Source organism: Corynebacterium mustelae, assembly GCF_001020985.1.
In the GTDB taxonomy this organism is placed as follows: Bacteria; Actinomycetota; Actinomycetes; order Mycobacteriales; family Mycobacteriaceae; genus Corynebacterium; species Corynebacterium mustelae.
Genome location: NZ_CP011542.1, coordinates 1,111,259 through 1,125,466, shown reverse-complemented (window position 1 = coordinate 1,125,466; position 14,208 = coordinate 1,111,259). Strand labels below are relative to the sequence as shown.

General features: G+C 55.3%; 13 protein-coding genes. 4 read left to right on the top strand and 9 right to left on the bottom strand.

Going from position 1 to position 14,208, the window contains the following annotated elements; genetic code table 11:
- Positions 1-35: 35 nt before the first annotated feature.
- From CMUST_RS05270 to pth (CMUST_RS05260), 3 genes are all read left to right on the top strand, one after another.
- On the top strand, positions 36-1,658 hold the full coding sequence (locus tag CMUST_RS05270) for a solute symporter family protein (protein ID WP_407922003.1): 1,623 nt from the start codon (positions 36-38) through the stop codon (positions 1,656-1,658).
- Between the two features lie 236 nt (positions 1,659-1,894).
- On the top strand, positions 1,895-2,524 hold the full coding sequence (locus tag CMUST_RS05265; protein ID WP_047261636.1) for a 50S ribosomal protein L25/general stress protein Ctc: 630 nt from the start codon (positions 1,895-1,897) through the stop codon (positions 2,522-2,524).
- Between the two features lie 71 nt (positions 2,525-2,595).
- Entirely contained in the window at positions 2,596-3,189 is a 594-nt protein-coding gene (pth, locus tag CMUST_RS05260; protein ID WP_047261635.1) for an aminoacyl-tRNA hydrolase, read from the top strand.
- Here pth (CMUST_RS05260) and CMUST_RS05255 read toward each other — a convergent pair.
- Together CMUST_RS05255 and CMUST_RS05250 are read right to left on the bottom strand one after the other, a co-directional pair.
- Positions 3,170-3,511, bottom strand: a complete 342-nt coding sequence (locus tag CMUST_RS05255) for a hypothetical protein (protein ID WP_047261634.1) — start codon at positions 3,509-3,511, stop codon at positions 3,170-3,172. The genes pth (CMUST_RS05260) and CMUST_RS05255 overlap by 20 nt on opposite strands.
- A 66-nt stretch (positions 3,512-3,577) precedes the next feature.
- A complete protein-coding gene (locus CMUST_RS05250) occupies positions 3,578-4,642 on the bottom strand; it encodes a nitronate monooxygenase (RefSeq protein ID WP_047261633.1) in 1,065 nt (354 codons plus the stop codon).
- Between the two features lie 116 nt (positions 4,643-4,758).
- Here CMUST_RS05250 and pth (CMUST_RS05245) point away from each other — a divergent pair, with 116 nt between their 5' ends.
- Positions 4,759-5,391, top strand: coding sequence for an aminoacyl-tRNA hydrolase (pth, locus tag CMUST_RS05245; protein ID WP_047261632.1), 633 nt, complete (start codon positions 4,759-4,761; stop codon positions 5,389-5,391).
- Between the two features lie 57 nt (positions 5,392-5,448).
- Here the strand turns inward: pth (CMUST_RS05245) and CMUST_RS05240 are convergent, their stop codons facing one another.
- The 7 genes from CMUST_RS05240 to CMUST_RS05210 form a co-directional block, all read right to left on the bottom strand.
- A complete protein-coding gene (locus CMUST_RS05240) occupies positions 5,449-7,134 on the bottom strand; it encodes a choice-of-anchor M domain-containing protein (protein WP_047261631.1) in 1,686 nt (561 codons plus the stop codon).
- On the bottom strand, positions 7,118-8,011 hold the full coding sequence (locus tag CMUST_RS05235; RefSeq protein WP_047261630.1) for an anchored repeat-type ABC transporter permease subunit: 894 nt from the start codon (positions 8,009-8,011) through the stop codon (positions 7,118-7,120). The genes CMUST_RS05240 and CMUST_RS05235 overlap by 17 nt, the downstream gene beginning before the upstream one ends.
- Positions 8,004-8,804, bottom strand: a complete 801-nt coding sequence (locus CMUST_RS05230; protein ID WP_236690165.1) for an anchored repeat-type ABC transporter ATP-binding subunit — start codon at positions 8,802-8,804, stop codon at positions 8,004-8,006. Before CMUST_RS05230 ends, CMUST_RS05235 begins: the two co-directional genes overlap by 8 nt.
- Positions 8,801-9,745 carry a choice-of-anchor M domain-containing protein gene (locus CMUST_RS05225; RefSeq protein WP_236690164.1) on the bottom strand — a complete coding sequence of 315 codons (945 nt, stop codon included), beginning with the start codon at positions 9,743-9,745 and terminating at the stop codon, positions 8,801-8,803. The genes CMUST_RS05230 and CMUST_RS05225 overlap by 4 nt, the downstream gene beginning before the upstream one ends.
- Positions 9,746-9,837: 92 nt before the next feature.
- Entirely contained in the window at positions 9,838-11,457 is a 1,620-nt protein-coding gene (locus CMUST_RS05220) for an anchored repeat ABC transporter, substrate-binding protein (RefSeq protein ID WP_052844541.1), read from the bottom strand.
- Complete coding sequence (locus CMUST_RS05215; protein ID WP_047261628.1) at positions 11,454-13,283, bottom strand: TIGR03773 family transporter-associated surface protein; 1,830 nt, start codon at positions 13,281-13,283, stop codon at positions 11,454-11,456. The genes CMUST_RS05220 and CMUST_RS05215 overlap by 4 nt, the downstream gene beginning before the upstream one ends.
- Positions 13,284-13,366: 83 nt before the next feature.
- Positions 13,367-14,152 (bottom strand): choice-of-anchor M domain-containing protein, encoded by a 786-nt coding sequence (locus CMUST_RS05210; protein WP_052844540.1) that lies wholly within the window; start codon positions 14,150-14,152, stop codon positions 13,367-13,369.
- Positions 14,153-14,208: the final 56 nt, after the last annotated feature.

Below are 14,208 nucleotides of genomic sequence, written 5' to 3'. Positions count from 1 at the left end.
CACGAGTGTGTAAGGAAACATAAAACACCATCATGATAAATCACGTTATTCTTGCCCAAGACACGGTAGATACCGGCAATCCGATCCTCAACATCTCCATTTTCGCGATCTTCATCGCGGTCACCCTCACCATCGTCATCCGCACATCGAAGACAACCTCGCAAAAAGGCTCCGACTTTTACACCGGCGGCGGCGCGTTCTCAGGCTGGCAAAACGGTCTCGCTATTTCCGGCGACTACCTCTCTGCCGCAGCATTCCTGGGTGTAACTGGTGCCATCGCACTCTACGGTTACGACGGCTTCGTCTACTCCATCGGCTTCCTCATCGCTTTACTGGTAGCGCTCGTACTAGTGGCCGAACCGCTGCGCAATACTGGCCGCTTCACCATGGCCGACGTATTGTCTTTTAGGTTACAACAGCGTCCAGTCCGCACCGCCGCAGCTGTGACCACGCTAAGCGTTTCCCTGTTCTACCTCATCGCCCAAATGGCAGGCGCAGGCGGCTTGGTCGCGCTACTGCTCGGAGTCTCTGGCAAAGCAGCACAGGCGGCAGTAGTGGCCGTGGTGGGTGTTTTGATGATCATCTACGTCCTGGTCGGCGGCATGAAAGGCACCACCTACGTCCAAATGATTAAGGCTGTTCTTCTGGTTGGCGGTTCAGTCATCATCTCAATACTTACCTTCGTTGCCATTAAAGGTGGTTTCAACGCGGTGTTGGAATCCGCCGCAACCACCCACCCGCAGGGAACCGACGTGCTCGGCCCCGGCCTACGCTATGGCAAATCAACCCTGACAAAGATTGACTTTATTTCCCTCGCCATTGCCTGCGTCATGGGCACCGCCGGACTACCGCACGTGCTCATGCGGTTCTACACTGTGCCCTCCGCCCGGGTAGCACGCCGTTCAATGACCTGGACCATTGCAATAGTGGCATTGTTCTTCTTACTCACCGTAGTCATGGGATTCGGCGCGGCGGCCCTAGTCGGCACCGAAACCATCCAAAACGCCCCCGGCGGCGGCAATTCCGCAGTGCTACTGCTGGCGGCTCGGGTCGGCGGCTCCTTCTTCATGGCAGTCGTTTCGGCCATTGGCTTTGCGACGATCCTCGCCGTGGTAGCTGGCCTTACAATCTCCGCATCGGCTTCCGTGGCACACGACCTCTATAACTCAGTGCTACGCAATGGTGAAGCCACCGAAGAAGAACAAGTCCGCGTCTCTCGCATCACTGTGGTGGTCATCGGAATCCTCTCCATCATCTTAGGGATCGGCGCGATGGGCCAGAACATCGCATTCTTGGTCACCTTGGCACTGGCTATTGCGGCCTCTGCTAACCTGCCCACCATCTTGTATTCCCTGTACTGGCGCGGCTTTAACACCACCGGTGCATTATTCTCCATGTATGGTGGCCTGATTACCGCAGTGACTCTCATTATCTTTTCCCCTGCGGTTTCTGGCGCAGAAACTTCCATGCTGGGCGCAGGTGTGAACTTCGCCTGGTTCCCGTTGACCAATCCGGCTATCATTTCGGTTCCGGCTGGTTTCCTGTTAGGCATCATTGGTTCCAAACTGGGCAAACCGGACGATCTGGATAAGCTGGCTGCTGAGATGGAAGTGCGCTCACTTACCGGTGTGGGAATGGCAAAAGCTATTTCACACTAATATCGCTTGACTTGGTCAAACCATACCCATGTGGTATGGTTTTTCACGTCTCGGCGAGGGCCAATGCATCAACTGCACAGCCGTTATCGACGCGATAGTGTTTCACCAAAGCTAACTACTTGTAGCCTTGCGAAGACTCTCCGATGACATGTCCACCGTAGAGTCGCGGTTCGCAAGGCTTTTGCCGTTTTTGGGACCGCACTCCGCACTGAAGTTTAAAAAGTAAGGAGATTGCAATGTCCAACGAAGCTATTATCATTGCCGCCGAACCACGCAACGAATTCGGTAAGGGTGCTGCCCGCCGCCTGCGCCGCGAAGGCAAAATCCCAGGTGTGATCTACTCCGCCGATCTGGAAACCCCAATCCACTTCGCTACCTCCCGTCTCGATGTTCACGCATTGCTGCGCCACCACGGTGGTAACGCCGTGTTCGAGCTCGACATCGAAGGTGACAAGCACCTCGTGATGGTTAAGCACGTGGATCAGAACGTGATCACCCTCAACGCTGACCACATCGACCTGCTCGCCATCAAGCGTGGCGAAAAGGTTGAGGTTGAAGTTCCCGTGGTATTCGAAGGAGAGCCAGCACCAGGCACCATGTTGGTACAGGATCTCGACACCGTCCTGGTTGAAGCAGACGTACTGTCCATCCCAGAAGAGATCACCCACTCCATCGAGGGCCTTGAGGCAGATTCCAAGATCCACGCTTCCGATCTTGCTCTGCCAGAAAAGACCACCCTGGTTGCTGATCCAGAAACCGTCCTGGCAACCGTCAGCCATGAAGAAGTTGCAGACGTCCCAGAAGACGACGCTGCTGAGGGCGAAGAAGCTGCTGAAGGTGAAGAAGAAGCACCAGCTGCTGAGTAATTTCGCTTAACTAAAACGCTTGTCCGCCTCCATGCCGGTTGTCTATCGGTATGGGGGCGGATCGCGCTATTATGTCTCCAGTGAATATGAACCCACAATCCCCCGTCTTAATCGTAGGCCTTGGCAACCCCGGCGAAAAATACACCAACACCCGGCACAATATCGGTGCGCGGGCCCTAGAGGAGCTCGCAAGCCGCGCGAGTGGTATGCCCGCCACATTTAGTGTGCATAAAAAGTCCAATGCGATGATCGCTGAAACCACGCTTGCGGGCAGGAAGGTTGTTCTTGCCACGCCGCGTAGTTTTATGAATCTCTCGGGCGGGCCGGTCAAAGCGGTAGCGGATTTCTTCAAGATTCCGACTGACAATATCATTGTGCTTTTCGACGACCTTGAGCTCGACTTCGGCGTGGTGAAACTGCGGGCGCCGGGCGTCGACAAGCAAGCAACCGGCAACCACGGCCACAATGGGCTACGGTCTATCACGAAAGTTTTGGGCAAAAACTACATTCGGGCCGGAATAGGAATCGGACGACCACCGGGGCGAATGGATGTGTCCAGCTTTGTGCTCAAGCCGTTTTCCAAGCAAGAACAAGCGGACATTCCGATCATGTGCGCCGATATCGCAGACGAAGTCGAACGTTTCCTTACCACTTCCGCGCTTTAGCTAATGCTGCCCGCAATGCGGTATCATCAAGTTGGAGCGCCCCTTGTTTGCGCAACCGGTGCATTACTGTTGGGCATTTTTTACACCGCGGTTTCGAGCGGCAACACTTGTTCTTAGCACTGCCCCGCTCGATTTGAGCCCGCAGCTTACGCATTTCTGTATCACAGTGCTGGGAGTCAAGCTGCCCCATCGCTTGTGAAAACGCCGCCCCCACTAATTCAGCGGCTTGTTGCTTAGTAGATGTTCGGTACGAATCGACGAAAAAGCTGTCAATGACTTTCAGCTTGCTTCGCTTCGTCTTCGCACCCATAGCCAACAACATAGCACAGCCTTAGCTAAAAATACGAAGTTTTAGTCGTATATTTTCTCGCAACCAGACTTCCGCTATCTATAAGAAATCACGCATAAGAAAGGCGATTATCTCCGCCGCAGTACCGCTGCGTAGCAGCTCAGGATTGCTCCCCACCAGGCAATAAGCGGTCTGCGGATCGTTTCGGAAACCGGCAAGAAGCTTAGCCACCAGCGGGTATGTTGGCGGCAGTTCCGGGTGGGACTTCGTAAATGCGGTTGCTAGTCCCCGGGCAAATCGGCCCGAAAATGCGCGGGTGGTCACCGACTCACCGGTATTCTCCTCGACGCACTGAGTAAGCATTTCCCGGTTAATATCGCTGGTACCAGCCTCATCGCACAGCAAAAACGCTGAGCCGCACTGAACCGCAGCCACCTGTGGCTGTGTTAATAGTTCGGTTGTCTGCTGTGGGGTACGCACCCCACCGGCCGCCACCAGCGGCATGTTTGGCACTACTGGAAGAATATCAGCGATCAGTTGATAGGTACACTGCTCTTTCGGTGTGACGGTTGCGTCCCAGCACAGTCGATGCCCGCCCGCGTGGTACCCCTGAACGATAAGGGCATCAGCACCCCGCTCGGCGGCAATCCCCGCCTCGTGCGCAGTTGTCACGCTCACCCACGCCTCCAAACCTGCGTTGTGGATAGCGGCTATCTCTTCGTCACTGAAGCAACCAAACGACACCGATACGGCTTTCAACCCAGAATCTTTGCCGCCCACGTTGAGAAGAAACTCCAGTTTCGCATCCCAGCCATTAGTGAAATCCGTAGTAGACATAACTTGTTCTGCATCGGGCACTGATTGATCCGTAGTGGCATACACAGGACGAAGTGCCTGTAGCAGGATTTCCACATCGTTCCGGCTAGGTATCTGATCCTGCGGGGCAAACAAATTTACCCCAAAACTGACATGCGGACGCTGTTGTAAAGCACGTACATCACGCATAAGTTTTTCCGGTGTATCCGAACCTGCAGCGAAAAAACCCAACCCACCGGCAGCGTGTGCTGCCGCCACCAACTGCGGGGTTGTCGGCCCACCCGCCATTGGCGCAACAATGATCGGCAGTTTTAGTTCAGCTAGTACGGCAGACACTCGCGTCGACATATACTTCCCTTCGGTCAGGTGCTTGGAATGTGGTAGACGATACTTGTGTAGGTGGTGCACAGTGCTCGATACAGAAATTCTAGGTGCGCGGATGAAACTATGAGAGCATAAACAACATGAATCTTTGGCAGCGTCTCACATCATTGGTTACCCGCCGTTCCCCCGGCTACGTTACGCCCGAACCTGCCCAGTGGCTAGTGATCGGACTTGGCAATCCCGGCGAAAAATACGTCGATACCAGGCATAATGTCGGTTACATGGTGATCGATTCGTTGCTTGATTCATTAGGCCAATCCCTGCGCCCGGTCAAAGGAATCCCGGCAACCGTCGCTAATGTATCCATCGACGGCTGCCCAGTTCTGGTGGCTCGTTCCACAACGTTTATGAACGTCTCCGGAACCGCAGTCGCGCCGTTATGCTCCGCACTTGGAATTCCACCGGAACGAGTCATCGTTGTCCACGACGAATTAGATTTGCCGCACGGAAAAGCGCGGATTAAACAGGGCGGGAACGAAAACGGCCACAATGGTTTGAAATCCACCACCGCAGAGCTATCAAGCCGCGACTACATCAGGGTGCGCACGGGAATCGGCCGACCACCGAAAGGGCAACCAGTTCCCGATTACGTTCTTTCAACCATCCCGCACGACGAGCAGCTTGCGCAGATGATTTCTGCCGCCACTCAAGCGGTGCGGCTGATCTGCACCGAGGGTTTAGCGAAAGCGCAAAACGCCATTCACCGCATGTAGCGCGCTGCGGCCAACGCACAGTTTGCGCTAGCCAGGAAACGGCGAGTATTAGCCGGGTTACATCCGACGGGATAGATGCAGGCTGAAGAAACCTGCAATTAAGGCTGTCAGCCCCACCCCTAGCGCGAAACCGTGGGACATTCCCATATTGTCCAGTACATTAGCCGTCGCTTTCACTTCAGCTTCCGCCGCAGTCTCATCACCCGATGCAGTAACCGCAGTACTAGGTTCGGCTGCAGCCAACACCGGTTCCGCGTTCGAGGCTACCGGGGCATTGTCAGCGAGCTTTCCAGCTGTAGGTGCTGGGGCGGTCGCTGTTTTAGCGCCGGCTCCTGGCGCGGCACTTGGGATCGAGCCAGCTGCCGTCACCGAACGGCCCGGCGCGGACGTGAATTGCACTCCACTGGTGCCACCAGTGGTTGCGGTTGCCGTTGTCGGTGTCGCTGTGGAACCAGACGGTGTTGTGGTTGGGGTGGCTTGCGATGGCTTCTGAGTTGGCTTGGTACTCGTCCCGCCGGCGCCAGCATTAGTGGTGGTTTTGCTATCGCCACCTGGTGTCTTGCCGAGCTTTTGCAGCTCTTGGTCGACTTTCTTGAGTGCATCGTCGATCGGTTTGGCGCTAAGGCCATCACCCGCGCCGGTTTTCCGGGACCGCCCCGGTTGGCTCTTACCATCGCAGCTGCTGGTTGCCGGTGGTTTTGTAAAACCGTGGCCGAAATCCGTTTCGTGATCGGCAGGAGTTCCTTGCTCACGGGCATCTGCTGGTGCTTGGTTGAAGGATTCTTCGCCCACCAGGAACGTAACCGTGTAGGTTATTGGCGTGGTTTTCTGGCAATTCACACCGTTGTATTCACCGGCGAATTGGTAGGTGATGTCGTAGCGGCCCGGCTTGGTAAATGCGTATCCGGTGTGCACGTGACTATTGAGCCCGAATTCCCATTCCTTGGTTAGATCTTCGGTGTCAAGTCTCAGCTGTGGTTCGGCTTTCAATCCGCCTTCAGTCCATAACAGCATCCGACCACTGTCCGGAGTCTCTGCTTTGGCAATACTTAAAAGCACGTTGTCGGGACCTGCAACATCACCAGGGGTTAGGCCGACGGTACTAAACCCCACCCACGGCACCCCCTCAATCTGGTTTTCTGGCATAACGTAGCTGGAGTCGGGTAGGTCTGTGTCAGCTGCTAATTCACCCCGTTTGAGTGTTTTTTCACTCTGGTGATCCACCAAAATGTAGGCGCTGCCGCTGGGACGATAGGCACTTTTTCCTGATAATTGGGAACCATCATCACGCATTTTTATGTGCGGATAGCCGTTAATGAGTTGAAGGTGAATGTCTTGGTGGGACTCTTTGATAACGAACGAGTCTGATGCTTCCTCTGTTGGTACGGCAACGGGAAGAATCTGGTTTGGTTCGTTAACGGTTGTGGGGTTAGGGATCGCAACCGCATCGGGAAGTGGGGTTTCGGTGGGAGCCAGTTGCACACTGGGGGTATGGGTGTGAGGTGCCTGTGGACTGGTTTCTGGCGTTTCGGGCTGTGGTGCTGGGTTTTCCGCATCGGTAACCGTGTCGGATACGAGTGGTTGTGCTGGTGTGTTTCCACCGATAGCTTCGTTAGTTACTGGGGCTGATTCGCCGTCGCCGACCGGGTGATCGGTGGCGTATACGGCTGCGGTGGGGCTTAAGATGAGCCCGAGGCTAAACCCGAGTGCGATGACCGTGCGTGGTCTATACAGTGCAGTCATGTGAGTCAACCACCTTGTGTTTATGCAACCGCGTTGCTAAAAAACCTTGTCTGGGAGATAGCAACCATGCGATAAAGAAAATCATTGTCAAAACTAATACGATAGTAGCACCGGCTGGCAAGTCAATCGCCCAAGCAAAATAAATACCCACGATAGCCCCCATCACCCCCACTAGGGAGGCGATCATCATCGTCGACTTGAGCGAATCCGTGACCAAGCGGGCGGTTGCAGCCGGGGTGATAAGCAACGCCAGAACCAAAATATTGCCGATAGTTCGCACCGACATCACCACAGCGGCAGTTACCGCAAGGTAAATAATGAGATCAAGGATAAAAACCGGTAGGTTCATGGCAAAGGCAGTCTCCCGATCAAGAGCGACGGCGGTTAATTGCGGCAGGATCAGGAAGATCACGCCGATAATCAGCACCCCTACCCCACCAGCCACGATCAAATCGGTTGTGGATACACCTGTGATGGAACCGAAGAGGAAGTTATTTAACGAGGCGGTGTAACCCTGGATCCGGGAGATCACCACTAAACCAAGTGCGAACGCCGCGGCGAAGAAAATACCGATCACGGCATCTTCCTTCACGCGTCGACGCTGCGAGAAAACCGCGATGAGCAGGGCAACCGTCGCACCGGCCACCGCCCCACCAACCAGCACCGAAATTTGGAGGGCGAATGCTATAGCCAGCCCCGGGAAAACCGCATGGGCAACGGCATCGCCGATAAACGACATGCCGCGTAACACTACAAACGTTCCCACCACGGCACAGACCACCGCCGACATGACGGACATCAGCAAGGCTTTAGGTAAGAAGGCCAAGGCAGGGTTAGTTAAATCGTGGATGAAGTCGATGAAAGAAATATCAAGCATGGGTATGTGCCCTCACCAGGGTTATCAGCGGCGAATTTTCGCCGACCTCAAATGTGTCACACCATAGGGTTTTGTCCGTTAATTCCGAAGGGGAACCGTCGGCACGAATGCCGTTTTTAAACAGCACCAGCCGGTGGCAGGAATGCAGCGCTTCGCCAATGTCATGGGTTGACATGATAATGGCGGTGCCAGCATCCGCCAGGTCGGAAAACAGGCGGGTTAATTGTTCGGCGGTCGGCATGTCCAAACCGGTGAAGGGTTCGTCGAAAAGCAAAACCTGCGGTTTGGTCGATAGCGCCCGCGCCACCAGCACGCGTTGCCGTTGACCACCCGAAAGTTGGCCGATAGGGCGATATGCGAGGGATTCCAACCCCACCCGGGCAATAGCCTCGTCGACTGCATCGTAGTCACTGCGGCCCGGACGGCGCACCCATCCGAGTACACCGGTGCGGCCGTTTGCGACACATTCACGAATTGAAATCGGAAAATCCCAGGCGAATTCGTGCCGTTGTGGCACGTAACCCACCGCCGATCGCAGCTTACGCCCTTTGTTGCCTGCTACTTCCACCACACCAGACGACGTTGGAACTAGACCTAAGATTGCTCGCAAAAACGTAGTTTTTCCGGCACCATTCGGCCCCACAAGCCCGACGAATTCCCCGGCCGACATGGAAAAGCTAAGGGAGTCAAAAATACGACGCCCCGAAAGTGTCACCGATACGTCGGTGGCGGTTAACAGCGCAGTTCGTGGCTGTTGTTGTGACTGGGGTTGTGATTGCACGTCGATCGTCACTTCTCACCCCGCGGCCGACCAAGTGCCCTGATAACCACGATGATGGAGCCGATCACTAGCACCGCCACTATGGCGATGATTGCCCACAACACAGCTTGGTTTTCTCCCGCACGATCGACGGTACCTACGGCAGCCACGCCGCTTTCATCACCCTTGGCCAAAAAATCCCCATCCCAGGTGACCGCTTGGGCAGCAGGAAGGTCCGCTTCTTCCCCCACAGCGAAACTTAAAATCTCTGTGTCCTCCTTCACACCACCGTCTTTCAATTCGGCAGTTATCTTCACCGCTACCTGGTGAATTCCCGGCTCCGTGAACACCCAGTTTGCGTGGGTATGTGTGTTGGCATCGACATAGATGTCTTGGGCGGTTTTATCAGCCGAAGTCCACAGCAGTTGCGGCTTTTCAAAACCACCGTTTTGCAGGAATAACGTGAACTGCCCCGGCCCGCTATGCCCAATAAAGCTCATGGTTATCCCGCCGGTGATCGCCTCCACAAAAGCTGGCGATTGGGTATTCCACCCCACCCACGGCACACCAACCTGTTCCACCTGCGGAACAACCCATACCGATGCCCCTGGCGCCGCGCCGGTGAATGCAAAGTCTTCGGATTCTGGCAGGGTTTGTTTGGCGTTGTCCCCCACCACGAATAGCACGTCTTCTGGGCTGCGCCACACAGGTGGGGCGCTGGAATCGTCCCGAATATAGGTGGAAAATGGCGCATCGGAAGCGTCCTTCTTCGGCGCCATCAGCGGCCCGATATCGGCATGCCCGGAGCGAAATTCAATAAGCTCACCGGCCGGGGCGATAGCTTCATCGGCACTGACAACCTGATTGAGATCGCCTGCGGCAACCGGCACGGCGCTGGTAGCAAGACAGGCAGCCGCCAGCACGACGGCTGCGACTGATCGGAGCGGGGTTCGTCGGGTGAGTTTCCTCATCATTGCATTTCCTCTTGTTCTGTTGGTTTAAGTTGTAACGTTCGCTAGCGGATGTCGGCCCGTAAAGCACCAGCTGGTTTTCAGCGTTTCTCGGTTTACTCTGCGGATTGTATGCTTTGGCTTTCTGGTTTCCCCAAACACCGGGCAAGTTCGTCAACATTGGTGCGCATCAGCTTCACATACGTCGGCACGTGCTCATCAAGGGTGTCACCACGAATCGTGCAGATTACGATCCCCAACCGCTGCGCTGTCTCCGATAGCACCCCAACGCGACCAGCCAGTTTCGGTTCTAAGAATACGGCTGGAACATGTAGGTTTTCTAGCGTCCGGGTTAACGCAATCACGTCGCGCGGTGACGGTTCAATGGCTGGGTTGGGTGTAACAAATCCTGCAATATTAATGTCGTAATCCTCGCCTAGGTAGGCGTAGCCGTCGTGAGTTGTCACTAGATGCCGACGCTGCGGCGGAATCTGCGCAATTTTTGCCCGTATATCGCGGTCGAGGTTGTCGAGCTTTTCAACGTACTCATTGGCGTTGGCCACATAATCGGCGCGACCACCGGGGTCGATGGCGATAAGTTCGTCTTGGATGACCCGCACCATAGCGATGGTATTTTTCACCGAGTGCCACAGGTGTGGGTCTACTTCGCCATGGACGTGTTTTCCTAATACTGCCTGTGGCAGCAGGTAAACTTCTGATCCAGGGGTGCCGAGGAATCTAAACGCTGGTTCACCGGGAATGGTTTGTAAAACGCTAGGTGGCACCACAACGACGGTGGCCTCTGGTTCATAGTTATATGAGGTATCGGTGCCGGTAGGGGCGTCGCCGCGTAAAAGCATTCGTTTCTGTGTAATGTCCGCAGTGACATCCACGTGCCCAGAGTCGATGATGTGCGCGTTGCGTTTCGCTGCAATCGCGTGGGGGTCCACACCTACGGCGACGGTGATCGTTGCATCATCGATCGCAACCGGGCCAGTGGGGGTGTCAAGCGTTGCGCCAAAGGTCAACTGGTATTCGCCGGGTTTGCTAAACGCCCAGGATACGTGAGTGTGTGCGTCGACAGGCAGGATAGTGCTGTCGGCTAAGTCAATGCCGTCTCTTGTGTTAAAGAGTACCTCCGGGGAACCGAACGTTGATGTGACATATGCTGCGGCATCGCCGGGGCCGGACGCGGCTTTCAGGTGCATGTCCACTCCGCTGGTTTTTTGGGCCCCGAGTTGCGCACCGTCGCCTGCAATGCGCATCCCCAACCACACAGTATCCAATGCGATGTTTTCCACCAGCGGAATCAACTCACCACCGTGGCGAGGTGATGCATCAGCTAATTCCACGAACGGTACGTCTTGAAGCCGGGATTCTTGAGCGGTACGCAGCAGGGATTGTTGTTCCAGCAGGAGACCGTTGCTGAAAATTATGTCCGCGTTTGCAATGTTGCGAACGCTACGTAATCCCGGCTCGTAGCTGTGGGGATCGGAGCCAAGCGGCATCACTGAGGTAACACGAGCGCGATCGCCTGCAACGTTTCGGGCAAGATCCGCAATGATCGGCGTAGTGGCGACAATGTCGATCACGTTGTCGTTGCTATTAGGGGCACCAGCAACCGATGACGGTACCGCGTCTGCTGCGCAACTGGCCACGGTAATTCCGGCGAGCCCAAGTGCGAAGCTGACATGTATCTGGGCGATCACTCGTCTGCCTCGGGTTCGCCGATTCATGACGCATCCTTGGCAGTTGCGTCCGCCGTGCTTGTGCTAGCCGCTTTTCGACGCTGTACCGCCGCACTGAGGTTACTGGTTCCCGCACCAAGAACGAACAGCCCCAAGCCTAAAATCACATAAGGTAAGGTCTGGACGATTTGTGCCGCCAAGGTTATGGCGGGTTCGTCGGCTTCTGATGCTGCGGCAGCGTTTTTACCCACAGCGGTAATCCCACCCGCCGCATCGGCGACTTCGCCGCTCAGAGAATTATCAGTAACAGCTTCACCGCCTGTAGCTTGGGATGCAGGCGCGATGCCTTGTGCGGCGACTAAGCCTGGATCGCAGTTGCCGCCTGCTGGGTCGATTGCCGCACCTAAGTCAAAGTGTCCGCTTTGGCTACCACTGCCAACTTTAAACACCACCGTGCCAGTTCCAGCGACTTTCTCGCCAGATTTCAAGGTGGTGGTTTGTCGAATGGATACGTGGTAGACGCCTGGTGCCCCAAACACCCAATTGGGGTGAACATGGGCATTCGCACCAATGGTATAACTACCTTGCGCTTGGTTATTCGCACCCCGGAACCATTCTTGACCCACTACTTGGCCTAAACCGCCCTGACTATAGACAACCATCGGACCGGGCCCAGAGAACCCAACCAGTTCCCACGTCACGGACCCCTGAGTGTGCTCTAACATGCTGGGGTGCTGGGAATTGGCGCCCACCCACGGAACGTTTGGTTCCTGAGTAGAACCGATCATCCACACTGGCCCTTTCGGCACTGGCCCGATCGCGACAGGTAAATCTTTCTTCGCGGCACCACCGAGTTCAAATTGAATCTCGCTGAGATTTCGCCAGGTCGCTGGGACAGTCCGGTCATCCTTCATCATGGGAATTACAGCTGGGCTGCAACTGCCCCCGCTAGCACCGCCACCAGTTGCCGCACCCGCTACTGCGCCACCAGTTGCCACGCCACCTGTACTCGAAGCACCGCCACCGACTGTGGCTGTACCGCCGGTTCGCCCAGGTTGTGCGGTTGCACCGCCGGTCGCTTGCCCTTGGGATGGGGTTGGATTATGTCGGTTCCCAGGGGCAGCTGGTTGCTGCGCGGTATTGGGTGCATTACCAGTACCTGTGGATGCATTGTCCGGATTTCCACCAGGTGTGGCGCTTCCTACTTCCCAGGTGTAGGTGGCGGTATTGCTTGTACGGGAACCGCTCGCGGCAGATACCTGCATCGTATACGTTCCGGGCTGGGTAAAAGCCCAGTGAACATGTCGGTGCGCTGGAAATGGCTGGTTAATCACCGATCCGCTGGATAAGCTAAACGAACCATCTGAGGTGACAGATTGCACTCCACCACCGCTGTTTTCAAATACGAAGACCTCACCCGGCCCGGATACCGATTCAAAATTCAAATCGATGTTTTGGGCGATTGCTTGCGCCCCCAACGTGTCCCAACCTGGCCATAGCAGCCCAGATTGTTGAGCCTGAGGGAGATAATAACTTGCGCCACCGATCGCAGGTACCGCAGAGGTGGCATCGCTATATGCGCTATCTGATACGACTAGCACCACGGATTCCGGGGCACGATGCACCCCACTGCCGGTGATGTCTTCCTTCAATACTAATTTCAGATCACCGTCCTCAACGATCACGGTGAAAGCATCAACATGTCCGTCGCTTAAGCGTAAATTCTGCGAAACCGCAGGTACAAAGAGCGATAACAGAAATAGTCCCATAACGGCCGCAACGGCACACGCTTGCCGCAACGGGTATTGGCTGGCTGCGGTACAAGGTGCGCCTTGCGAGTTAACCGTTATGGTGGGGTTTTTCGCTATAAACATGTGAAAAATATTCCCAACAAAATACTAACGGGGTGAGTTTTCGTCACCGCCTATCAAGCGGCGACGAAGCAAAAGTGTGGTGATTAGAATCGGGGTAGTTTCCCACCCATCAACGCTGCGATCGCAGCACCGAGCACGCCCAGTACAGCGATGACGATTCCGATGATGCCACCAGTGCTGATGGAGGAAGGCTTCGATGTATCACCCGGAGCAGGAGCCGGGGCAGCTCCAGATTTTTCCTTCTCCGCAACTTTGAAAGTGTAGGTTGCAGTGTTGCTGGTTTTTCCGTTTCCGGTCGCTTCAACCTTCATGGTGTAGGTACCAGGCTTTGTAAACACCCAACCGGCGTGCGCGTGAGTTGGGAATTTAACCGGAATCACGGAGCCGCTGGCGATCTTGTAGTTTCCATCGGCAGCAACAGGGTTGGCTTTACCGCCATCACGATTAAACAGATACAACTCGCCCGGTCCGGAAAATTCCTTGATCTTCAGATCGATTTCCTTGAAGTTCTTGGTTCGCACCTTGGTGGTGTCCCAGCCGGGGAACAAAACCTCGGGATTTTCAGCTTGGGATAGTGGCAAGTAGACGGCCTCTTTGCCAACAAAGTCAAGGTTCTTCGTCTCAGCGGTCCATGCGCGGGAGTTTGCCTCCAGGACTGCTGATTCTGCATCACGTTCGACAGCTATCCCGGTGATGTCTTCTTTCATATTCAGCTTAAGCCCACCATCATCGGTGGCCGACACATGAAAAACATCCACGTGCCCTTTGCTTAGTGTCGTTTCCTGGGCATGTGCCACACCTGAGGTGCTAAGCGCCGCAGCGGTCGCAACAGCGGCAACTGTTGCTGTTAGTCGAGTACGAAGTTTCATTTTTCCTCCTCATGGAAATGAATGGTTTGGCCAACAAGAACGCTGGAAGTTTTTGT

Bases quoted from the DNA above. Each gene is read 5' to 3' on its own strand.
- pth (WP_047261632.1), top strand. From the start codon at position 4,759: ATGAATCTTTGGCAGCGTCTCACATCATTGGTTACCCGCCGTTCCCCC.
- CMUST_RS05265 (WP_047261636.1), top strand. From the start codon at position 1,895: ATGTCCAACGAAGCTATTATCATTGCCGCCGAACCACGCAACGAATTC.
- pth (WP_047261635.1), top strand. From the start codon at position 2,596: ATGTCTCCAGTGAATATGAACCCACAATCCCCCGTCTTAATCGTAGGC.
- CMUST_RS05250 (WP_047261633.1), bottom strand. From the start codon at position 4,642: ATGTCGACGCGAGTGTCTGCCGTACTAGCTGAACTAAAACTGCCGATC.
- CMUST_RS05210 (WP_052844540.1), bottom strand. From the start codon at position 14,152: ATGAAACTTCGTACTCGACTAACAGCAACAGTTGCCGCTGTTGCGACC.
- CMUST_RS05255 (WP_047261634.1), bottom strand. From the start codon at position 3,511: ATGTTGTTGGCTATGGGTGCGAAGACGAAGCGAAGCAAGCTGAAAGTC.
- CMUST_RS05220 (WP_052844541.1), bottom strand. From the start codon at position 11,457: ATGAATCGGCGAACCCGAGGCAGACGAGTGATCGCCCAGATACATGTC.
- CMUST_RS05235 (WP_047261630.1), bottom strand. From the start codon at position 8,011: ATGCTTGATATTTCTTTCATCGACTTCATCCACGATTTAACTAACCCT.
- CMUST_RS05225 (WP_236690164.1), bottom strand. From the start codon at position 9,745: ATGATGAGGAAACTCACCCGACGAACCCCGCTCCGATCAGTCGCAGCC.
- CMUST_RS05240 (WP_047261631.1), bottom strand. From the start codon at position 7,134: ATGACTGCACTGTATAGACCACGCACGGTCATCGCACTCGGGTTTAGC.
- CMUST_RS05215 (WP_047261628.1), bottom strand. From the start codon at position 13,283: ATGTTTATAGCGAAAAACCCCACCATAACGGTTAACTCGCAAGGCGCA.